The 22,238-nt window shown below is 52.2% G+C and carries 19 protein-coding genes; 13 read left to right on the forward strand and 6 right to left on the reverse strand.

Annotated elements, in window-relative coordinates:
* Positions 1-34: 34 nt before the first annotated feature.
* The 5 genes from WC598_RS03630 to WC598_RS03650 all read left to right on the forward strand — a co-directional run bounded on the left by WC598_RS03630 (position 35) and on the right by WC598_RS03650 (position 8,436).
* The gene (locus WC598_RS03630; RefSeq protein WP_372960112.1) at positions 35-1,429 is read left to right on the forward strand and encodes an NAD(P)H-dependent oxidoreductase; all 1,395 of its coding nucleotides are present in this window, start codon (positions 35-37) and stop codon (positions 1,427-1,429) included.
* Positions 1,430-1,434: 5 nt separating this feature from the next.
* Positions 1,435-1,794, forward strand: a complete 360-nt coding sequence (locus tag WC598_RS03635; RefSeq protein ID WP_372960113.1) for a hypothetical protein — start codon at positions 1,435-1,437, stop codon at positions 1,792-1,794.
* A gap of 99 nt (positions 1,795-1,893) precedes the next feature.
* Complete coding sequence (gene recQ, locus WC598_RS03640; protein ID WP_372960114.1) at positions 1,894-3,702, forward strand: DNA helicase RecQ; 1,809 nt, start codon at positions 1,894-1,896, stop codon at positions 3,700-3,702.
* Positions 3,703-3,914: 212 nt separating this feature from the next.
* Positions 3,915-7,313, forward strand: a complete 3,399-nt coding sequence (locus WC598_RS03645; protein ID WP_372960115.1) for a PAS domain S-box protein — start codon at positions 3,915-3,917, stop codon at positions 7,311-7,313.
* Between the two features lie 88 nt (positions 7,314-7,401).
* A complete protein-coding gene (locus WC598_RS03650; protein ID WP_372960116.1) occupies positions 7,402-8,436 on the forward strand; it encodes a hypothetical protein in 1,035 nt (344 codons plus the stop codon).
* Between the two features lie 9 nt (positions 8,437-8,445).
* Here WC598_RS03650 and WC598_RS03655 read toward each other — a convergent pair whose 3' ends face one another.
* The gene (locus WC598_RS03655; RefSeq protein ID WP_372960117.1) at positions 8,446-9,876 is read right to left on the reverse strand and encodes an aldehyde dehydrogenase; all 1,431 of its coding nucleotides are present in this window, start codon (positions 9,874-9,876) and stop codon (positions 8,446-8,448) included.
* Between the two features lie 324 nt (positions 9,877-10,200).
* Positions 10,201-10,620 carry a hypothetical protein gene (locus WC598_RS03660; protein ID WP_372960118.1) on the reverse strand — a complete coding sequence of 140 codons (420 nt, stop codon included), beginning with the start codon at positions 10,618-10,620 and terminating at the stop codon, positions 10,201-10,203.
* Between the two features lie 104 nt (positions 10,621-10,724).
* Between WC598_RS03660 and WC598_RS03665 the strand changes: the two genes are divergently transcribed.
* The 6 genes from WC598_RS03665 to WC598_RS03690 all read left to right on the forward strand — a co-directional run bounded on the left by WC598_RS03665 (position 10,725) and on the right by WC598_RS03690 (position 15,280).
* Entirely contained in the window at positions 10,725-10,997 is a 273-nt protein-coding gene (locus tag WC598_RS03665; protein WP_372960119.1) for a MarR family transcriptional regulator, read from the forward strand.
* A gap of 1 nt (position 10,998) precedes the next feature.
* Entirely contained in the window at positions 10,999-11,526 is a 528-nt protein-coding gene (locus WC598_RS03670; RefSeq protein ID WP_372960120.1) for a tRNA (cytidine(56)-2'-O)-methyltransferase, read from the forward strand.
* Positions 11,523-12,602 (forward strand): ATP-grasp domain-containing protein, encoded by a 1,080-nt coding sequence (locus tag WC598_RS03675; RefSeq protein WP_372960121.1) that lies wholly within the window; start codon positions 11,523-11,525, stop codon positions 12,600-12,602. The genes WC598_RS03670 and WC598_RS03675 overlap by 4 nt, the downstream gene beginning before the upstream one ends.
* A complete protein-coding gene (locus WC598_RS03680) occupies positions 12,602-13,123 on the forward strand; it encodes a transcription factor (protein WP_372960122.1) in 522 nt (173 codons plus the stop codon). Before WC598_RS03675 ends, WC598_RS03680 begins: the two co-directional genes overlap by 1 nt.
* A complete protein-coding gene (locus WC598_RS03685) occupies positions 13,116-13,616 on the forward strand; it encodes an HD domain-containing protein (RefSeq protein WP_372960123.1) in 501 nt (166 codons plus the stop codon). Before WC598_RS03680 ends, WC598_RS03685 begins: the two co-directional genes overlap by 8 nt.
* Positions 13,617-14,173: 557 nt before the next feature.
* On the forward strand, positions 14,174-15,280 hold the full coding sequence (locus WC598_RS03690) for a response regulator (protein ID WP_372960124.1): 1,107 nt from the start codon (positions 14,174-14,176) through the stop codon (positions 15,278-15,280).
* A gap of 220 nt (positions 15,281-15,500) precedes the next feature.
* Here the strand turns inward: WC598_RS03690 and WC598_RS03695 are convergent, their stop codons facing one another.
* Entirely contained in the window at positions 15,501-17,387 is a 1,887-nt protein-coding gene (locus WC598_RS03695) for an MASE3 domain-containing protein (protein ID WP_372960125.1), read from the reverse strand.
* Between the two features lie 135 nt (positions 17,388-17,522).
* Positions 17,523-18,041: an HD domain-containing protein gene (locus tag WC598_RS03700; RefSeq protein ID WP_372960126.1), complete on the reverse strand. Its 519-nt coding sequence runs from the start codon at positions 18,039-18,041 to the stop codon at positions 17,523-17,525.
* Positions 18,042-18,252: 211 nt separating this feature from the next.
* On the opposite strand from WC598_RS03700, the gene nudC reads away from it, so the two are divergent.
* Together nudC and WC598_RS03710 are read left to right on the forward strand one after the other, a co-directional pair.
* Positions 18,253-19,086 (forward strand): NAD(+) diphosphatase, encoded by an 834-nt coding sequence (gene nudC, locus WC598_RS03705; protein WP_372960127.1) that lies wholly within the window; start codon positions 18,253-18,255, stop codon positions 19,084-19,086.
* A gap of 221 nt (positions 19,087-19,307) precedes the next feature.
* Positions 19,308-20,006 (forward strand): hypothetical protein, encoded by a 699-nt coding sequence (locus WC598_RS03710; RefSeq protein ID WP_372960128.1) that lies wholly within the window; start codon positions 19,308-19,310, stop codon positions 20,004-20,006.
* Positions 20,007-20,137: 131 nt separating this feature from the next.
* Here the strand turns inward: WC598_RS03710 and WC598_RS03715 are convergent, their stop codons facing one another.
* Both WC598_RS03715 and WC598_RS03720 read right to left on the reverse strand, forming a co-directional pair.
* Positions 20,138-21,802, reverse strand: coding sequence for a putative manganese-dependent inorganic diphosphatase (locus tag WC598_RS03715; protein ID WP_372960129.1), 1,665 nt, complete (start codon positions 21,800-21,802; stop codon positions 20,138-20,140).
* A gap of 114 nt (positions 21,803-21,916) precedes the next feature.
* The gene (locus WC598_RS03720) at positions 21,917-22,048 is read right to left on the reverse strand and encodes a hypothetical protein (RefSeq protein WP_372960130.1); all 132 of its coding nucleotides are present in this window, start codon (positions 22,046-22,048) and stop codon (positions 21,917-21,919) included.
* Between the last annotated feature and the right edge of the window lie 190 nt (positions 22,049-22,238).

Genomic DNA, 22,238 nt, shown 5'->3' on the forward strand with positions numbered 1-22,238 from the left:
ACCTGTTGCAGGAGAAGCAGGAAGAGAGAGATCCATGAAAATCTGTGTACTGAACGGGAGCCCGAAGGGCCAGGACAGCATCACGATCCAGTACGTGCGGTTCCTGGAATCTGCATTTCCTTCCCACACCTTTGTTGTTGAGGATATCGGGCAGAAGATCCATGCGATAGAGACAAAAGAGGGTGAGTTCGACCGGGTAATCAAATCGGTTTCATCGGCCGAGATCATCCTCTTTGCAACGCCGGTCTATTACATGCTTGTCCCGGCGCAGCTCAAGCGCTTCATTGAGCTTGTCTTTTCCCGGAATGCTGCCTCTGCCTTTGACAGGAAATATGCGGCCGTGATTACCACCTCCATCCATTATTTCGATCACACGGCGCACACATACCTCTCGTCAATAGCCGAAGACCTGGGCATGCCGGTTCTTGGATCGTTCTCGGCTAAGATGTATGACCTTCTGGAAGAATCCCGCCAGGAAGAACTTGTCATCTTCGGGACAATGCTTTTTGATTCGGCAGCAAAACACCCGGTAATCCAGCGCCGATCGGCACCGGTCCCGGTTGCAGATCCCCACTATCTCCCCGGGCCAATCCCGCTTCCCTTCGATACCGGGGGGAAATCGATCCTGATTCTGACCGATGCAGCACCGGGTTCCAACCTCGAGAAGATGGTACAGCGGGCCGCTGCCTGCTGCGGGAGGTCCGCATCGATTGTGTCCCTTGAAGAGGCAAAGATGAAAGGCGGCTGTCTCGGTTGCTGCCGGTGTGCCTTTGAGAATATTTGCGTGTATGAAGACGGGTACACCGGTTTTGTGAAAAAAGTCGTCCTCCCGGCAGACATCATCATCTTTGCCGCTACCGTGAAAGACCGGTACTTCTCTTCCCAGTTCAAACAGTTCTTTGACCGGAGTTTTTTCCTCGGCCATGTCCCGAAATTGAGTGGGAAACAGATAGGAATTCTTGCCCAGGGTCCCTTTGCCAGCTCATCGCCCCTGCCGGAAATCATGACCTCGTATGCCGGGTGCGAAGGGGCTAACCTTACCGGCATTGTTACCGATGAAGAGCCGGGTCTTATCGACAGCCGGATCGATTCCCTGATGGAAACCTGCATCCGCTCTGCACATGCGGGATATGTTTCCCCGTCCCAGTTCCCGGCAATCGGCGGCCATAAGATCTTCCGGGACGAGATCTGGGGCAGCATGCGGGCAGTGTTCCGGGCAGATGACCGGTATTACCGGAATAACGGGGGCTATGACTTTCCCCAGTACCAGTATGGCCGCAGGTTCAGGACCGCTCTTCTCGCACTGATGCTCTCCTTCCCGGCAGCCCGGAAAGAAGCAGAGCGGACCATGAAGGAGCATATGGTCCAGCCGATCCGGCAGGTTCTTTCCACGAGCCCGGTCCTGAAACGGTTGCAAAAGGAGAACTAGAAACAATGTCAAAGATCCCGCCGGTCATGGATGCGAGAGCCCTCTCTGCCGCATTCGTGCTGGTTTTCCGGCAGGGCCGGTCTCCCCCGTCCTGCCCGGCGCCGGATGACAACGACCTGCTCAACCGGATCCAGGATGCAGTCCCATCTGTCTCTCCTGCCATCTGTCATGAGGCCCTCATCCGGGTCCGGCGGCTCTCGTTCGATGCCTCCGGAATTGGCTCGGATTTCCTTACCGGTCAGTATGGCAGCGGGGAATCTGCACAGGCTGCTGCGCTTGCCAAACTGGAAGAGCGCAACCCGGGATTTTCGGAAGCCGAGTACCGCACAGCATTCCTGGTTGGACGGATGTGGGCCGGGCTGTAAAGCCGGCTCTTCATTTGCGGGCTGCACCCAAAGGGTTCTTTTAGCGTTGTGGTAAACACTATCGCACTCATCCGTGTTCCGGATGCTTTTGAGGCCTGAATGGATACTGCTACCCAACTCCTGAAAAAATACTGGGGTTACTCTTCCTTCCGGCCACACCAGGAAGCTATCATCCGGTCCGTTCTTGACGGAAACGATACGCTCGCCATCATGGCAACCGGGGGCGGAAAATCCCTCTGTTACCAGCTGCCGGCTCTCTGCCTTGGAGGTCTCACGCTCGTCATCTCCCCACTCCTCTCGCTCATGAAAGACCAGGTGGACGACCTGAATGCCCGGGGAATTCCGGCTGCGGCCTATACGAGCGCACTCGACTTCCGGGGAAGAACCGGTCTTGATGCAGCAATCCGGAACGGGAGCCTCCGGCTTCTCTTTGTCTCGCCCGAAAAATGCATGCAGCCCCAGTTTCTCTCATTCCTTCAGGGCGCACGGATCACGCTTATCGCCATTGATGAAGCCCACTGTATATCAGAATGGGGGCATAACTTCCGGCCGGAATACCGGCAGCTCTCGCAGATAAAAAAATATTTCCCGGATGTGCCGGTCATTGCTCTCACGGCCACAGCAATTCCGGAAGTCCGCTCCGATATCTGCCAGCAGCTCGGCCTGTCCGGCGCTCAGGAATTTATCGGGAGTTTCAACCGCCCGAATCTCCAGTACCGGGTTATCGAGAAAAAGAACCCGGGGATTTTTCTCGCACATTACCTTGGCCAGCACCGGCAGGAGTCCGGGATCATCTACTGCTTAAGCAAGAAAGAGACAGAAGAAGTTGCAGCTGACCTTAAAAAACGCGGCTTTCCTGCGCTCGCGTACCATGCCGGGCTCTCGCCCCAGGTCAGGGCCCGGGTGCAGGACGCGTTCATTGCCGGGCGGGCAACGGTCATCTGTGCAACGGTTGCCTTTGGCATGGGTATCGACAAGCCCGATGTCCGCTTTGTTATCCACTACGTGCTGCCAAAGACCGTAGAGTCGTATTACCAGGAGACCGGCAGGGCCGGCCGTGACGGGAAATACAGCGAATGCATCCTCCTCTTCAGCCGGGCGGATGTGGCGAGAGTCCGTTTCATGCTCGAACATGACAACAGCTCCGAGAGCACCCTCCGTTTATCTTCAAAGAAATTACAGGACATGATCGCGTACTGCGGGGATACAGGATGCAGGCGCAGGTTTTTACTGGAATATTTCGGGGAGACATTTTCTGAGGAGAACTGCGGGTCCTGCGACAACTGCGATCATCCGCCGGACATGGCCGACTGCTCGGAAGCGGCACGGAAGATCATCTCCTGCGTCCATCAGCTGCCGGCCGCGTATGGCACAGAGATTGTTATTGCCATCCTGAGGGGATCAAAAAATGCGAAAGTCCTGGAGAACAATTTCTCTGCCCTTACGGCCTTTGGAACCGGAAAGAAGTACTGCCGTGATCAATACCGGATCTGGATAAGCGAGCTGGTCCGGCAGGGTTTTCTTACGCGCACCGGTGACAGGTACCCGGTCATTTCGGTGACGGGAAAAGGTATTGAGCTGATGAAAGGACGACTGCGGGTCATGCTGCCGGCCCCGGAAACCGGTCTCCAAAAAAACGCTCAGGCACAGGACCGCTGCACACCCGGTACCGATGATGAATCCATGTTCCAGCGCCTCAAATCCCTCCGGAAAATTCTTGCCAGTGAAAAGGCAGTGCCGCCCTACATGATATTTCCGGATACAACGCTTCACGCTATGGCCCGGATCCGGCCTGCAGATACCGTGAGTTTTTCTGCAATTCCGGGTGTCGGGAGCTTCAAGCTTGCCCGGTATGCCGAACCGTTTCTCCGCGAGATCAATTCCGATGTGCCGGCACAACAGGATTGACTGCCATCAATTCTCCTGTATTGGAATCGGATACAACGAATTATATGAACGGCACTGGATAAGCAATCCTTAAAAAAACTTCATCCGGTTCATAAAAATACTTAAAATGGGGAAAAATATTGCATGAATCAAATGAAATGGTATAAGGACGATGCAGGTTTATATATTATTCATAAACAAAAATTTAATTAACAAACGAACGGGGGCAGGGTATGTTTAAGGTAATGTATGTTGACGATGAATCCGCGTTACTCGATCTGGGCAAGATCTTCCTTGAGCAATCCGGCCTCCTCAGTGTAGATATTGTTTCATCGGTAGAAGATGCCATAGAAAAATTACAGGCCGATCATTACGACGGGATCATCTCCGACTACCAGATGCCGGGAAAAGACGGCCTCGAATTCCTGAAATTTATCCGCTCCCAGAACATGGATCTCCCCTTCATCCTCTTCACCGGCCGGGGGCGTGAAGAGATCGTTATTGAAGCCTTGAACAGCGGTGCAGACTTTTACCTCCAGAAAGGCGGAGAACACAAATCCCAGTTTGTCGAGCTTGAGCATAAGATCAAAAATGCCATTGACAGAAAACGCACGCATGACCGGCTCAAAGAGTCGGAACAGCGCATGGTGGATATCATCAATTTTTTGCCCGATGCAACATTTGCCGTCAACCTCGACAAGAAAATCATTGTCTGGAACAAGACCTTAGAGATGATGACCGGCATCCCCTCGGATGCAGTTCTTGGAACTTCGGCTCCTGAATCGATACCCTTTGGAACCGGGGACAAAAAAACCAGGCTTCTGGATCTTGTCCTCACCAAGAATAAGAAACTGGAGAAACAATACCCGTATATCCATCGCGAAGGCGAGAAGATCATATCTGAGACCTATATGCCCGGCCTCTATGGGGGGAAAGGAGCACATGTCTGGCTGGTTGCCTCCCCATTATATGACACGCATGGAAAAATGATCGGGGCAATTGAAGCGCTCCGTGATATTACCCAGCGAAAAAATACCGAGCAAGAACTGAGGCGTACGAATGACGATCTTCATGCCTCCTATGAACAACTGACCGCAACTGAGGAAGAGTTACGGGCAAATTACGAGGAACTGAGCAACAGCGAGCGGGAACTTCTCCAGGTAAAAGAACGGTACCAGAGCGTTATTGAGGACCAGACCGAGTTTATCTGCCGGTTCACCCCGGCGGGAAAACTGACCTTTGTCAATGATGCCTACTGCCGCTATTTCGGCCTGAGCCGGGCTGCATGCCTTGAAGAACAGCACACTGTCAACATTCCTCCCGAAGAACGTATTTTGGTACGACAACATATCAACTCCTTATCAAAGGAGAATCCAACCGGTTCCATTGAGCATCGTATCATTCTGCCGTCCGGGAAAATACGCTGGCAGCACTGGAGTGACCGGGCGATACTTGACAGGAACGGCACCGTAATTGAGTTCCAGTCGGTAGGTCGCGATATAACCCGCCAGAAAGAGGCGGAAGGTGAGGTTCAGCGAATACACGAAGAGGTCTATGCAGCCTACGAGCAGCTCACGGCAACGGAAGAAGAGTTACGGTCGAACTACGATGAACTGACTAAAAGCGAACGCGAACTCCATGAAACCAAAGAGCGGTACCAGAGCGTTGTCGAAGACCAGACCGAGTTGATCTGCCGGTTTGCTCCGGATGGGACGCTGACTTTTGTCAACGATGCCTACTGCCGGTATTTCGGCATGACCAAAGCCGAATCTCTTGAAAAACAGCAGAAAGTCGATATGCCCCGGGAAGACCGGGAAAGGGTGAGAAAACATATCCGGTCCCTGACTAAGAAAAACCCGGTTGGTTCCCTTGAACACCGGATTATCATGCCGGACGGAAAGATCCGGTGGCAGCAGTGGTCGGACCGGGCTATCTTCGATCCAAAAGGCAAACTCATCGAATACCAGTCGGTTGGCCGGGATATCACCCGCCAGAAGGAAGCAGATGAGGAGCTGGCGAGGACCCATGAAGATCTTCATGCCGCTTACGAGCAACTCACCGCAACGGAAGAAGAGTTACGGTCAAACTACGATGAACTGACCAAAAGCGAGCGCGAGCTTCATGAAACCAAAGAGCGGTATCAGAGCGTTGTTGAAGACCAGACCGAGTTGATCTGCCGGTTTGCTCCGGACGGAACGCTCACGTTCGTCAACGATGCCTACTGCAGATATTTCGGCATGACCAAAGCCGAATCTCTTGAAAAACAGCAGAAAGTCGATATGCCCGGGGAAGACCGGGAACTGGTGAGAAAGCATATCCGGTCCCTGACTAAGAAAAACCCGGTTGGTTCCCTTGAACACCGGATTATTATGCCGGACGGAAAAATCCGGTGGCAGCAGTGGTCAGACCGGGCTATCTTTGATCCCAAGGGCAAACTCATCGAATACCAGTCAGTTGGCCGGGACATCACACGCCAGAAAGAAGCGGATGAGGAGTTGGCAAGAACCCATGAAGATCTTCACACGGCTTACGAGCAACTCACCGCAACGGAAGAGGAGTTACGGTCAAACTACGACGAACTGACAAAAAGCGAACGCGAACTCCATGAAACCAAAGAGCGGTACCAGAATGTTGTCGAAGACCAGACCGAGTTTATCTGCAGGTTTACTCCTGGCGGAACGCTGACGTTTGTCAACAATGCCTACTGCCGGTATTTCGGGAAACGGAAAGAAGATCTTATTGGTCATAATTTTGCCCCGAAGATTCCCCGCGAGGACCGGGAGACCGTTAACGCCCATTTTTCTTCAGTAACAACAGAAAATCCCATCCGGACCATTGAACACCGGATTATTATGCCCGACGGGAAGATCCGGTGGCAGCAGTGGTCGGACCGGGCTATCTTTGATCCAAAGGGCAGACTCATCGAATACCAGTCGGTTGGCCGGGATATCTCGGACCGGAAACGGATGGAAGGCGCGCTTCACGAATCCAACCAGAAACTCAACCTCCTCTCAAGCATCACGCGGCACGATATCCTCAACCAGCTCACCGCACTCCAGGGGTATCACCTCCTCTTAAAAGATACCGTCTGCGATGACGACCAGAAACGCTGGATAGACAAAGCAATAAAAGCCGGAGACACGATCCAGAGCCAGATCCTGTTCACCCAGCAGTACCAGGACATCGGCCTGCAACACCCGTTCTGGCAGAATATTTCTGACTGCGTAACATCCGTTGCAAAGAATCATGGTTTTTCCATAGTTGCCGCCGACCCGGGTCTTATGGATATCGAGGTTTTTGCCGATCCCCTGTTGAAGACAGTCTTTTACAACCTGTTTGAGAATGCAATCATGCACGGTTCCACGGTCGGGAAGATATGCGTCCGGGGGGAGGCGGAAGAATCCTCGTACCGCATCATCATTGAAGATGACGGGAAAGGTATCAGTGATGCATACAAGGAGAAGATATTCCAGAAAGGATTTGGCAATCATACCGGCCTTGGACTTTTCCTTGTCCGGGAAGTTCTCCTCATCACGGGACTTACCATCACCGAGACCGGCGAGCCCGGCAAAGGCGCCCGGTTCGAGATACAGGTTCCAAATACCATGTGCCGGAAAAGTACCGATTCCTAACCCCAAAACTCATCTGAGGGAATAACGCAGGATCCCGCCGGCTTTTTCTCATCATGGAGGATATTATATACCTACAGGAAAATTTACCATGTCCCTCATGAATGTCCAAAGGATACAACCGGTTGTAATTTTTCTCGTACTCCTCATCAGCATAATCGTTCCTGCGGGAGCAATTACGATAACACAATCGGATTCCGCGACCTCAACGTCACCCGGCATAGCAAATGGAGATCCGGTGATCATTAAGGGAATTGCCACCGGCCACCCCCAGGCAGGTCTCCAGGTCTGGCAGATCAGCAACAATTACCTGAAAGTATCAACCATACCGGTTGAAGCGGATAATACATTTACCTATGAACTCCAGAAGGCCGATACCCAGAACCTTGCATCCGGGCAGTACTTTGTCGTAGTACAGCATCCGATGATGAACGGACAGTTCGATGTTGTCTACGACCCATCCTCAGGACAGGTATCCAATAAACAGCTGGGTGCAAACGGCATGACCATATTCCAGATGTCCGGATCAGGCAGTCTCCAGAGCCCGGCTGGTGCCCAGGCCATTCTCCAGGCTATCAACAGCCAGAATATCGATGATACATTTACAACATTCTCATTCGTAGTCCGCCCCCCCGCGACCCTGATAAACCCGATTGGCGATCATTATGTCGGGGACCAGTTCACGATTGGCGGTACAACCAACCTTGCAGCAGGGGACAATCTCCAGGTCGAGATCACGTCTTCATCCTTTGCACCCACAAAGAAAACAACGGATGGCAGTTTCTCCGGTATTGCAAAAACTGTGCAGGTAAAGACAGGATCCGATGGGAAAAACCATTGGTCGATGTCGGTAGATACGTCTTCATTCCGGCCTGACGAATATATGGTCACCGTATCCGGCATAACCGTTGCAGTGAGCGACTCAGCAACGTTCAACATTCTTGCGCCTGTGATTTCAACGACTGCACCGCCCACAGTTATCGCAACAACGTCACCCGCCACGGTTGTCTCGACACCGGTTCCCACAACTACGGTTCCGGCAACCCCGAAATCACCCCTCGCCCTCTGGCCGGTACTCTATGCAGGTCTGCTGGCAACAATAATCCTGAACATTAAAAAGGAGTAACCGGGCCGGTTACCAGTTTAAGAAGAGAGACTTGGTCTGCGAATACTGATCCAGGGAATCCTGCCCGTTCTCCCGGCCAATCCCGCTCCCGCCCGTGCCTCCGAACGGCACTTCCGGAGGGAGCGTCAAGTGCCGGTTCACCCAGATGATGCCGGCATGGACTTCATCAAAGACTTTTTTAGCAGAGTGGAGGTTGGTAGTCCAGACTGATGCGCCAAGACCGAACCGGGTATTGTTGGCTTCCCGGATCGCGGCTTCCAGGTTGGGAACGGACATTACCGGTAGTACCGGCCCGAAGATCTCTTCCGTTATCAGCGGGGATTTCGGAGTTACATCGGTTACCAGCGTAGGGCGGTAGAAATATCCCGATTCGTACGCTTTTCCTTTGAGGGCGCATCCGCCTTCAATAATCTTCCCGTCCTGATTATTGCGGGTATTCTCAACAGCCTGGCTGATAATCTCCCGCTGCCCGCTGCTGTTGAGTGGTCCCATATCGATCTTTGGCCCGAGCCCGTTCCCAACGTTCAGGGCACTGACGCGCTCTTTGAGTTTCTGGATAAAGATATCGGCAACCCCTTCCTGGACATACAGACGTTTTACCGCCGTGCAGGTCTGGCCGGCATTATAGAACCGCCCTCTTAGTGCCCCTTCAACAGCATGATCAATATGGGCATCGTTCAAGACAATCATCGGGTCCGAACCGCCCAGTTCGAGCGTTACGTCCTTGAGATGATGGGACGTGAGTTCCTTAACCCGCATGCCGGTTGCACAACTCCCGGTAAAGGAGATCTTCCGTACATCCGGGTGACGTACGAGTGCTTCTCCGGCCTGCTCTCCGGTCCCCGTGACCACATTCAATACGCCCGGGGGAAGACCGGCCTCATCGAGAATTTTCGCAAGATTGAGATTCGTCAAGGGAGTAGACGAGGCGGGTTTCAAAACCAGCGTGTTGCCGGCAAGCAGGGCCGGCCCCACCTTCCAGCCCATGATGATGACCGGCATGTTCCACGGGATGATGGCCCCGCAGACTCCGAGTGGTTCGCGGACAACGAGACAATCTCCCGCAGATCCAAGCCGGATGGTCTCGCCGGACTGGTGTGCAGAGATCCCGCCATAGAACTCGAGGATGTTGGCATACCCCCTTACTTCATCAATCGATTCCCGCAGGGGTTTGCCCTGTTCCATGGTCAGGAGCCGGGCAAGATCCTTATGCTGTTCCCGCACTTTTTCTGCAGCCCGGAACAGGATCATCCCGCGTTCCCGCAGGGTCTTTTTCTTCCAGGTGTCGAATGCGATACCTGCGGCATCAACAGCACGGGCCATGTCCTCAGCTGTTCCGGCCGGCACGCGATCAACAAGTTCACCGGTTGACGGGTTTTTGATCTCGATCCACGCCTCGTCAAGAGATGCTGTTTCAGTTCCCCCAATTCTCATCTGCATACGTATCTTCCTTTTTTAAAAATTTCGGGCCTGTTCACTATCCAATACATGGATACCGGTCCCTATAAATTCCCCGGCTCCCGCCAGCCAGCCCGGGCAGGTTGATCCTGCAAAATAAACACTCCCGCGGGCGATATGAAAGAAAAATCTGATGAATAAAAAATCCTGTTCAGGATTCACAAGAGATCATGGAAATATGCGGGCACACGACATGCTATCCCGATTACCCGGAAAAAACGAACCAATCAAAACAGGTGCCGTTCAGATTTCAAACCCCGATTTCAAACCCCGCCAGGAATTTCCCTGCTTAAAAAAAACGGAATTCTATGAATTAAATGCAGGATTCTGGATATACTCCATCCCATCGGCATATGCATTCCTGCCGGAAAATGTTGCCAGCACCTGTTCGCCATCGCTGACGATCATGACCGGTTTGTTCCCCCGGACAAGGAAGTGAAGTTCAACAAGTTCGCATTCTTCGATCATGAGTCCCTGGACCAGCGCCGATGCCGGCTCAAGTTCCATGCGCTCCCAGGCAAGGACATCCGGTAAAACACGGAAAAAATAAAAGAATGTCTGGCTGGCATTGAGCAGGTCAGACACTATCAGTTCCGATCGTATCTCTTCTGGCAGATGATCGATTTTTGTAACAAGGCAGCTGACGTCCTCTTCGCAGGATGCAAGAAGATCATCTGCCAGCGAGACGAGTTCATGATAGGAAATTTTTGATGGTGTATCACTCATTGCCAGTGATTGGATGCGCGAAGCAAAAATCACTTCGGGCTAAACCTCTTGAAAAGAGCGGCGGAACAAAAACCCTTATTCTGGTATACAGGATATGATTTAAGGTGAAAGATGAGGATGTGGACTGGCAGATCTATCACCTTATCCCGGAAGGATCTGCAACAACGGCCGGTGAACTTTGTTCGAAAAGCGGCTTTGATGCAGCAATCGTTGCAGCGTCGCTGGAACGGCTCAAACGATCCTGTCTCATCGAATGCCCGGGCGATTCGGTCCGGATGCTGAACTTTGGAGAAGCGCTCCTCCGCAACCAGTTCAAATATGAAAAAAACCTGCCGTTTACAATAGAGAACGGTGTCATTAAGGCAAGGAAGGATTAGCATGACAGACCACGAAACAGTCATTCTCCGTATCGGCCACCGGCCCGAGCGGGACCAGCGCGTAACAACGCATGTCGGACTGACCGCCCGGGCTCTTGGTGCCCGGGGAATGTTCCTTGCTGCGTCGGATAAGGGTGTAGTCCAGAGTATCGCAGATGTTGTCGATCGCTGGGGCGGCGAATTCTTCTGCCAGGATAACGTGAAATGGCGCTCCTGCATCAAGGACTGGAAAGCATCCGGCGGGGTTGTTGTCCACCTGACTATGTACGGGATCAACCTGCCGGACGCTATAGAAGAAATCCGCCCGAATAAAAAGATCCTTGTCATTGTTGGTGCGGAGAAAGTCCCGGGCGAGATCTACGGACTGGCCGATTTCAATATCGCGGTAACCAGCCAGCCCCACTCCGAGATCTCAAGCCTGGCCCTCTTCCTCGACCACCTTGCGTCCGGAAAAAGCCTCAGCCATGAATTTCCCGGTGCCCAGATACGGATCATCCCCTCAAAAGCCGGAAAACAAACGGAGGGATGATGAAGGGGCGGGTGCTCATAGCCGGGTTTGCAACCCGCCATGTAGCACAATCTGCCCACCATGCCGGGTACGAGGTCTGCGCGGTCGATCATTTCTGTGACCAGGATCTGGCCTGGTACACGAAAGACCGGGAGAAATTTGAAGATCTCACTGACCTTCCCGATGCAATTGAACGAATCTGCAGGCGCCATACATTCGATCTTTTTGTACCCACTTCCGGAGCCGAAGATCTCGCACCCCCGCTCCCGCTCTGCGGGACGCAACCAGATACCCTTGCAAAATTTCTCGACAAACTCGATACTCAGCATTTTTTTCAACAGAACAATATCGTAATCCCACGGGCCCTGCCGGAAGACCAGTATCCCGTGATGGTCAAGCCGCGCCGGGGCGCCGGTGGCTGGCGGAACGCGGTGATAGAGAACAAAGAGGCTATGACAGTCTGGGAATCTGTCTACCTGGATGTCCCGTATATCCGCCAGGAGATTGTTGAGGGAATACCTGCAAGTGTCTGCTGTATTGCCACGGGAACAGAGGCCCTGGCTATTGCATCCAACCGGCAGATCCTCCGAGGTGGCGGTGAATCTGCATTCGGGTTCTCCGGATCGGTAACCCCGTTTTCGCATCCCGCAGCGGAACAGATTATCTGTATTGCCGAGCGCATTGCCGCGGCCAGCGGATGTCGCGGTACGATAGGCATTGATTTTGTTGCCGGGGATGAGACTCCCTATGCCATTGAAGTCAACCCCCGCTTCCAGGGAACCGCAGATACGGTCGAGCGGGCATTCGGGTGCAACCTCTTTGAGTGCCATGTCAATGCCTGTGCCGGCATCCTTCCACGGAAACGACCCCCCTTCCGGCAGTTTGCCCTGCGAAGCATCCTGTTTGCCGAGCGCGACCTGACAGTCCGGGCCGATCTCCGGCATTTCCGCGATTTTATTGCAGACATTCCCTGGCCAGGGACATCTCTCGAGGAAGAACAGGCAATTGTCAGCGTATACGGATGGGGCCGGACAGAAGAAGATGCACGCGCACTGCTGGATAAGCATATTACTACCATCCGACAATATATGCGCTGATGGATCCAACAGATGAAGCGATCAACGATCCCGCGATACGCGCCTATCTTTTCCGCCTTGTGAAGGATGAAGGCCTCAACCTCCTGGAACGTTTTCCCCGGGAGGGCGAACACAGTGACGAGGAACTGGCGGCAAAGACCGGCATCAACTTAAATTCGGTCCGCCACACGCTCTATACACTGTACGAAAAACGCCTGGCAGAATACCACCGGATCAAGAACAATGAGACCGGGTGGCTCACCTATCTCTGGCAGCTCCGGATCGATCATATCTATGATGCTATCCGCGAAGACATGGCGCTCGTGCTTGAGAAACTCTCCCGCCGGGAAAAATATGAAGAAGAGAATGATTTCTATATCTGCAAGGACTGTCATCTCATCTTCACGTTTCCGCAGGCTATGAATATCGAGTTCAAGTGCCCGGACTGCGACCAGCCGATGAGCCATTTCGATAACGAGATGCTTCTCAGATCCTTAAAACAACGAATCAGTGATATTCAGAAATCACTTGGTCATGCCTGACCAGAAACACCTTTTTGAAAAGATCCTGCAGGAAGCCGGGTGCAGACCAAAGGTTATTGCCCACTGCAGGGCAGTAACAGACTGCGCTCTTGAGTATGCAGTAAGAAACCCGGAAATCAATTTTGATATGGTGCTTGCCGGGGCCATGCTCCACGATATAGGACGGAGCAGCACTCATACGATACACCATGCCCAGGCTGGAGCAGATCTCCTGCGAAGGATGGGATATCCCGAAGTTCTTGCACGCATTGTCGAATGCCATACCGGTGCGGGCCTTACTGCTGATGAATGCACACTCCTGGGACTCGCTCCCCGGGACTGTACACCCCACACAACCGAGGAGAAGATTGTTGCACACGCGGATAACCTGATCGCCGGCCACCGGCGGGTATCCATTGAAGACAGTATTGGATCTGCCATCCATCTCCCAAAAAAAGCACGGACACGAATGTACCGGCTGGCCTGTGATGTCGAACTTTTGTGCCAGGGGTAAGAATCTGCTTCCGTGTCCTTAACCGTTTTTTTGGCAGTTTTTTGTACGGGGTAGACACAGGCATGAACCATCCGGCTCCCGCCCGGCCAAAAATAATTCTGGCAGGCAGGTTTCCACATCAGTTCCTTTTCAGCAACGCACGACAATAGCATTTCTTTGCCGATCAGAAATCTGCCGATGAGCGCCCTTTCTTCATGGCGGCATATCTCGCTTTTGGGAGACGAAGACGTCATCCCGCTCGTAAAAAAAAATAACGGGTTCTCCCGATGGTTTTTCTAACCCATAACGGTCCGGGATAAAAAATTTCATCAAAATTTACCGGAAATCGGCTGTACTGAGGAAAAACCGTAAACCGGTATGCCGACACAACAAGAGCACCTTGTTCCTTAGCAATTCATCTTTAATCTGAAATGAACTGGGAGATCACGCCGAAAAAAAGGCGACAACCGGGAACGTTACGATGACGGATGGATATCATTAAAACCCGTTAGTCCTATAATTCACCATACCGCCCGGACTGCCGGAATCCCACCTGCCGGAGAGCGGAGGATCATACCATGATTACTATCCTCCTTGTTGACGATCAGCCGGAATTGTTGGAAATTACCCGCATTTACCTTGAAAAAGAGGGGGATATTACCGTTGAAACTGCCTCTTCTGCCGAAGAAGCGTTCAAAAAACTGCGGGAGAAAAAGTACGATGCGGTGGTTTCCGACTATAATATGCCGGAGATGGACGGGATCGAGTTTCTCGATGAATTCATGAAACAGGCGATCGACAAGCCGTTCATCATCTTTACCGGCAAGAGCCGGGAAGAGATGGTCATCCGTGCCCTCAACGCAGGTGCCGATTTCTACCTCCAGAAGAGCGGGGATCCAGTCAGCCAGTTCGCCGAGCTCCGGAACATGGTGAACCAGGCCGTAATGCGCAAGCGCGTGGAGGATGCCCTCATCCGCTCGGAGATCAACCACCGGAATATTGTCGAAGCTATCGAAGATTCAATTTATCTGGTGGATAAAAACTGCCGTTATCTTTTCATGAACGCTTACCACCAGCAGCGCCTGGGTATCCGGGACAAAAACTATGTTGGCCGTCATTACCGGGAATTCCACACGCCGGAAGAGAGCGAACGCTTTGCACGGGCCGTCCATGAAAGCATTGAATCTGAAACATCCATCCAGGATGAATACAGCACGAACGGCCGCTGGTTTATCCGGCGCTTAAGCCCGGTCCGGAATGAGACCCTGGAGAGGGTTTTTGCCGTTACGGTCATCTCTGCGGAAACAACCGGGCGGAAACAGGTTGAAGAAGCACTCCGGGTAACTGATGAGAACTACCGGATTCTTGTTGAAGCAACGCAGGACTCAATTTATACCGTAGATCCAAAGGGAAGATACCTGTTCATGAACGGGCATCACAAACAACGTCTCGGCCTCAACGATGATGACTATCACCAGCGATCGTACGGAGATTTCCATACTCCTGAAGAAAACCGGGTCTTTTCTGATTCAGTCCGCCATGTGATCGAGACCAAATCCTCACATGAAGATACCTATACCCGGAATGAGCGGATGTTTCTCCGGAGGATGTACCCGGTTTTTGGATCATCAAAAGCTACAGTTGACGCGATTACCGTTATCTCTCTTGAGATTACCGGGCGTTAACCGGCCATCTTCTCCCCACAGCCGGATCAGGCGCCAAGATCCGGATCTGCCAGTTCCATCCGGATAAGCTCTGTCAGCGGTTCGCGCCCGCGAAAAGGCAAGATCCAGAAATAAAAAAACAGTCCGCTCTCCTGGGGAGAGTACCCGGTAAAAAATGGGAACAGGGTCTTGAGGGATTCATGGAGAAAGGAAAATCCGCTGGATGGCGCAGATACGGAAATCACGGGATGAGCAGGGTCGTTTCCGCGCAATCCTGACCTGCATAACGGAACGATCCTTTTGGCACCCGGATCTCAAACCGGGCTCCTTTTCCCGGCATACCGTTCTCGCTTATGGTAATTGCGGTAATCGAGAGAATCTCCCGGACAAGAAAGAGGCCAAGACCGGTATGATGACCAAACCCCTTTTCAAAGAGACGCTTCTTGTCTTCATGGGATATACCATTCCCGTCATCTTCGCAGACAAGAACCATCTCATCTCCGGCCGCTTCGGCATGGATTTTGATCAAAGTCATTTTCGTGCCACCATACCGCAGGGCATTGTCGATAAGATTGTAGAAGACTTTCTCAAAGAGCGGGTCTGCAAATACTTCGAGATCCCTGACGTCAGAAAAAGTGCGGACATCCCTCATAGGCAGAGAGGCAATTGACCGGTTAATGGACGCAGAAACAGCCTGCCAAACAGGAGAACTCATACCCATGGTCTCATAATCCTTTGTGAAGGTGATCTGTTCTTCGATAACCTCGGAAATCGTTTCCATCTTATCCAGGTATCCTTTCGGATCAGAATCACGAGGGGCATTCTTGAGGAGCTCGATATAGGATTTGAGGGCCGTGAGCTGGTTGAGAAGGTCATGGCGGGTGATACTGGAGAGCAGGGCTAATTTCCTGTGAGCCAGTCCCAGGGCTTCCCCGGCTTCCTTGAGCTTCGTTATATCCCGGCCAACCGACTGGTATTCAGTGATCTTCCCGTCAGCATTGAAAATTGCCCTGTCCGTCCACCTGACCCACCGGACCGATCCATTGGGAAGAAGGATGCGGTTGGTTGCCGTGATGAACGGTCTCTTGCGTGAGAGAGATGCAACCGTATCTCTTACCATATCCTTGTCATCGGGATGCACCAGCAGCTGCATTTTTTTTCCTATCACCTCATCACGCGTTCTTTCAAAAAAACGGCAATAGGCATTGTTGACAAAGACATGAGTCCCGTCCGGCAGGAATCTGCTGATAAGTTCGGTCTGGTCTTCCACAACATTCCGGTACCGTTCTTCCGACGCACGAAGGGCAGAGTCCCGTTCTTTGAGTTCGTGGAAAAGGAGATAGAACGGGTTGCTGATACCAACAACAACGATAGCCCGGTAGAAGAAGTAGAGCGCAACGAACCGTAAACAGAATCCCAGGAAATTGGTAAGAGCAAAACCCGACCCGGATATTGCAAATGCCAGTTCTCCTGCAATCATGAGAATCAGCGCAATGAAAAAATAGAACCAGACAGTGGAGTCAAAAAATTTCCGCTTTTTTACATGGATTGCGGCTATCGCTATGAAAATCGCGGAGATTACGTACTCACTTCCAATCTTGAACGGGGTATATCCATGGAGTTCACAGGCCGGGAAGTTATGCCAGACAAGGATACTCATCGTAAGAAGTAGTACGGTAACGGCATAGAGCGGAATAAGGATCGCAGTATCAAAGGATCCTTTTTTTGTCAGGTTTCGTCCTACAAGGACTGCCGCGATAAGCAGCGTAAACGCCTGGAAATACCGGGCAGCAATGCCGATCTGGATCGCATTATTAAAGCTGAATTCCTGGAGGACGGATGTGTCCATGATCGATATGGTAAAGAGGGTATCAAGAACTGCCGTGAAAAGAAACGAGAGGCCAAGGGCAATAAGAAACGAATCCCTCACATTCCGGCGACTGTTCCAGACCAGCATGAAAATGGAGACGCCGACTGCGATGCTGATTAGCTCAATGACGATAATCAGCAGGAGATTATTGTTGATGATCACAAGCAGAAGGATGAGAAGGAGAATGGCGATTGTAAAACTTACAAGGTACTGGAGTTTGATGGATTGGCGATAATTCTGCAATACTTCTGTAAACATGATCATCTCATTCAGATCTGATGCATCCAATACAGCGGATTGAGTGATAATATCACCAGGTGGGGATCGATAATAAAATCTCCTGATAATGGGAACAAACCAGAAACCCACGGTTTCCCCAACCGGTTTACAGAACTAACCGTAAGTAAGATTCAGTTCATCGTCCAGATTGGCAATGAACAGGACAAGAAAAGCATGTCGTTTCTCTGCAATCTCCCGTGCGGTACTCGTGTACATGATATCTTTTAAGGTCAGCAGCTTGACATCAAAATGGTGCCGGGCATTGGAAAAGCTCCCACCCGTCTCTCCTGCCCGCATGAATGTCCGGGCAATGCCTACTGCACCCATGGCATCCAGCTTGTCGGCATCGGATAGGATCCGGGCCTCCAGAGTTCCGGGTAATTCCGCTGAACTGAACCGGTGGGTCCGGATTGCCTGGACAATTCCAGGAATCAGATTCTCGTTATAATGGATGGACAGAAGGTAATCCTCAGCCAGTCTTGCTCCTTCCGTTTCATGGGGAATACCCCGGGCGGTCTCAACAGGACGTGCAATGTCGTGAAGAAGAGCTGCCGGGATGAGGATATCCAGTTCCGCATGTTCCCGCATCCCAATAATCTCGCAGAGCCGGGTGACCCGCATAATATGATCCATACCATGGGATCCCTCCGACTCAAGAACGCCCTGAACGTGTGCACAAATTCCCATAAAATTATTATTCATAATTATTGTCTCCTGCAGGAATTCTTGATCCGTTCCTGTATAAAATCAGGGCGGGTATCAGATCTGACGGGTTCCTGCCCAAATCATAAGGGTATTTTTTTATCTTGACATCTAATTATTCTTCAGGAATTAGGCAATTACCATGAATGAAACTGCTCGGTTCGCAGCCGATTCGCTGCACAAAGAGTACCCGGAACCAGATCAGCTCCCGGAGGATGCACTCCTGATCTTAGTTCTTGAAAAAGACGTATTTGCCCAGAAAGGAAACCGCCCGACACTGTTCATAAAAAACGCTCGCAGAATGCCAGTTCCAGCACAAGAGTATCTCCATTACCTTGGACATTACGGATCATTGCCCTGCTATGCGTGCGAAATTATGGAAAAAACACAGATCCCCGGGGGGTTCACGAGATCGGGCGTCCGTGAACTTGCGGATATCATTCCGGATGAGGAACTCGCAATTGCCGGACTGGCGGTACAGATCATTGATTATGACAGAACTACCCGGTTTTGCGGACGGTGCGGCACAAAAACCAAACCTGTCCGGACCGAGAGGGCAAAAGTCTGCCCTGCCTGCCACCAGATCACGTATCCACGGCTCTCGCCAGCTATTATCGTTCTTGTAAGAAAGGATAACACAATCCTGCTGGCCCGTGGGAAACATGCGCCGCCGGGAAGGTACAGTCTTGTTGCCGGGTTTGTCGAGCCAGGGGAAACAATCGAACATGCCGTGCATCGCGAAGTGCGGGAAGAGACGGGAATCAGTATAACGAACGCCCGGTATGTTGCAAGCGAACCCTGGCCGTTTCCGAACTCGCTGATGTTTGGTTTTATTGCCGATTATGCCGGGGGTTCCATAATGCCGGATGGCAATGAGATCGAGTCAGCGGAATGGTTTGACCGAAACCATCTCCCGGAGTTCCCGTTAAAACTCAGTATTACACGCCGGCTTATTGACCATTGGCTATCCGGCTGACCGGCCATGAAATCCCGGATTGCTCCCGGAAAAAATCGGGCCGCCCGGAGCACGAATCCTGTTACGGATTATCCGCAGGTTCTGGCAAATGGGGTGTATTTAAATGCACATTTCTTTCCCACAATCGGATGATAATGCCGGTGCCAGGGTATTTCCAAAAAATGCAGTCAGTATTTTTTTATATTATACTCTCCATTAACCACTATACACGAGGAATTGTCATGAAATGTACCCGTATCTGGATTGCGGCACTTATCCTGCTGCTCACGATTGCCTGTCTTCCTGTGACTGCTGCCGAGCCAATTGGCGGAAACCAGGGTTGGCTCAGCGTTCATTGTAATGTTGATGGGGCCCAGGTTTATTTTGACGGCAAGTATCAGGGTGAAATTACCGGGGGTATCCTGACCATTGCAGTCTACAGCACCGGAACACCGTACAAATCATATATCGTGAGCAAGAGCGGGTATAACACCTATACCGGCAGTATCCCCTACATGCCCGGCATTGGTGAGACCGAAAACCTGTTTGCAACGCTGAACCCGGTTGTCCCCACCACGCAGGCAGTCATTGGGGGAAACCAGGGATGGTATACGGTCAACTGCAACGTGAACGGAGCAACGGTAATGTTCGATAACCAGGTTGTCGGCACCATCACGCAGGGTACGCTCACGGTCCCGGTCTATACCACCGGAACACCCTACAAAACCTATACGGTTTCCATGAACGGGTATCTTCCCTACACCGCACCCATGCCCTCCGTCCCGGCTGCCGGACAAACGGTCACCCTTTACGCCACTCTCAACCTGGCACCAGCCACTTCTCCAGTACCTGCACCAACAAAATCCCCCCTGCCGATCTGGATCCTCCTTATCGGTATCGGGATTGCCGGTACTCTTGCAGTCCGGAACATGCGGAATTGATTGCATCCCCTTTTTTTGAACTATTTTCCTGAATTGGAAAAAACCGGAGTGTGGCGTCAGATCCGGTTGTCCAGAAAAAAAACCTCAAACACAAAAGGAAAAAATAGTATTTTTAGCCCCGCACGATACCGTTACAGAACCTGCTGGCGGAGCCGGGTTCCCAGCCAGGGCAGAAAATCCAGCTTTCGCGACATGACACCCTCAAGCCGGACCGGGAGGACATCCTTAAACAGTGCCTGGACGAGCGCGGGATCCGAAACACCATAGATATCGCTTGCATTTTCAAGGACATTGGTAACAAGAAGGAGAACAATATCTGCACCGGTTGTGCTCCTGACCCGTGCAAGCTCCTGGGCAATTGCATTGTTCCGCTCCCGGTTCCAGGTAAACGAGGGCACCATGACCTGCCCAATCTGGACCTTTTTCCCCGAGAGTTCAAAAACCTTGGTATCTCGGGCGAGAATGACATCAAGCGGGGCTCCCGACAGGTCCATTGCCCGTTCGAGCAGGGCAATTCCCAGTTTTTCCGGATCCTCACCGGCGAGAGGGGCCAGGTAGCTGACCGCTTTTTTATCCCGGTGCGTTGTTGTCGACATCTTAAGGGCCAGAGTATCCGACAGGATCCCACAGAGAAGCGCCCCGGCTGTTTCACGGGTTGGTGTAAGACCGGACTCCAAAAATTTCATGGCAATGATGGTTGACGTTGCCCCCACGGGTTCGTTGAGGAACCGGATAGGTTTGAGCGTCGTGATAGCCCCAAGCCGGTGGTGATCGATGATCTCAACTATTTCTGCCTCCTCGATTCCGTCAACTGCCTGCGAGGCCTCGTTGTGATCGAGGAGGATAACCGGTCTCCTCACGTCATCAAGGAGCGTGGTCCGGGTGAGAATGCCGGCAAGCGTCCCGCTCGCATTGACCACGCAGGCAGCCCGGAACTTTGAACCGGATACAACCTTGCGGGCATTGGCTACCGTATCGCTGCAGGCAAGGACTGGGACGTTGGCCTCCATCACTTCGCGTGCTGGCAGGGAGAGGTTGATCATCTTGCCCACACCAAAAGCATCGAGTTTTGTTGAAAGGACACAGACACCCCGTTGTCCCGCTGCTACGGCAACGCGATCCCCGACCGGAGCACCTTCGGCAATGATTAAGCAGGCAATACCTGCAGAGATAAATGCCAGCTGCGCCGGTTCATCGTCCCCGACAACAGCGATATCTTTCTGTGTCATCTTCCCAAGCGTTACGTGCAGGGCATCGATGGCAATATAGACCCGGCCTTCAAGCGGGTTTTGGGCAGCAACAACAACCTGTGCATCCAGGATCCGGGCAAGGGTACCGACCGGAATCGGGGTCACCGCAAATTCCGAGAGGCGGATGGTATCAATGCAGGTAACCGCAAGGGCATGCTCGCCAACCATGCCAACCGGTTTTCCCTCACTATCAGTAATGACAATATTCCGGATCCCTTCCCGGGCCATCAGGGTGGCCACATCGACCGTGGGCACATCCTCATGGAGGGAAAAGACCGGTTTATACCGGATGTCGGAAAGGTTGGGTTCAACTGATGCTATGTAAACGGGTTCTGGAAGAGAGAAACGCTCAAGCATAAACCGTGATTCCGGGTTCAGGTCCCCGCAGCGCGCGGGAATGTACCGGCCCGGCTCGGACCGGTTCCTGAATTCGGCATAGCCAATAACGCTTGCAATACTGTCCGTGTCGGGTTTCTGGTGGCCGAAAAGATAGATCTGGTTCATAAGCTCCCTGTGCAGGATAGTATCCTCAATCTCGCGATACATTTGTTCCGCAAGCTCATAAGGTACAGCAAAAAAAAATTTGCAATCCAGAGAGGAAATCCAAACACCATAGAAAAAGCGGTATTTGAATTCAGGTAATGATGAAACCCTCTTTGATCAGGACCTGAATGTTCCCGTACGGTCCCGCCCCTTACTGCGGTCAGTCCCTTTGGTCTGGTCCCTGCCATCAGTGAGTCCCCAGCCCCGGTCCCGCTCAATTCCCCGGGCCCAGTCCAGAGTATGGTACATGGACGGGCGTCTCTCGCGCGAATCCTGCCGGACCGGGGCTGGTTCGGTCAGATTCCTCGGAATTATCCGGGGCTCGGATTTCACGTCCGGTTTTTTGGGGGGCTGATACGCGGGCCTGTTTTTTGGACGGGGACCGGCTGCCATGACAGTACATGAGTAGTTCCGTCTTTAAATACTGTATATATTAACG

It is taken from the genome of Methanoregula sp. (assembly GCF_041645475.1).
Classification (GTDB): domain Archaea; phylum Halobacteriota; class Methanomicrobia; order Methanomicrobiales; family Methanospirillaceae; genus Methanoregula.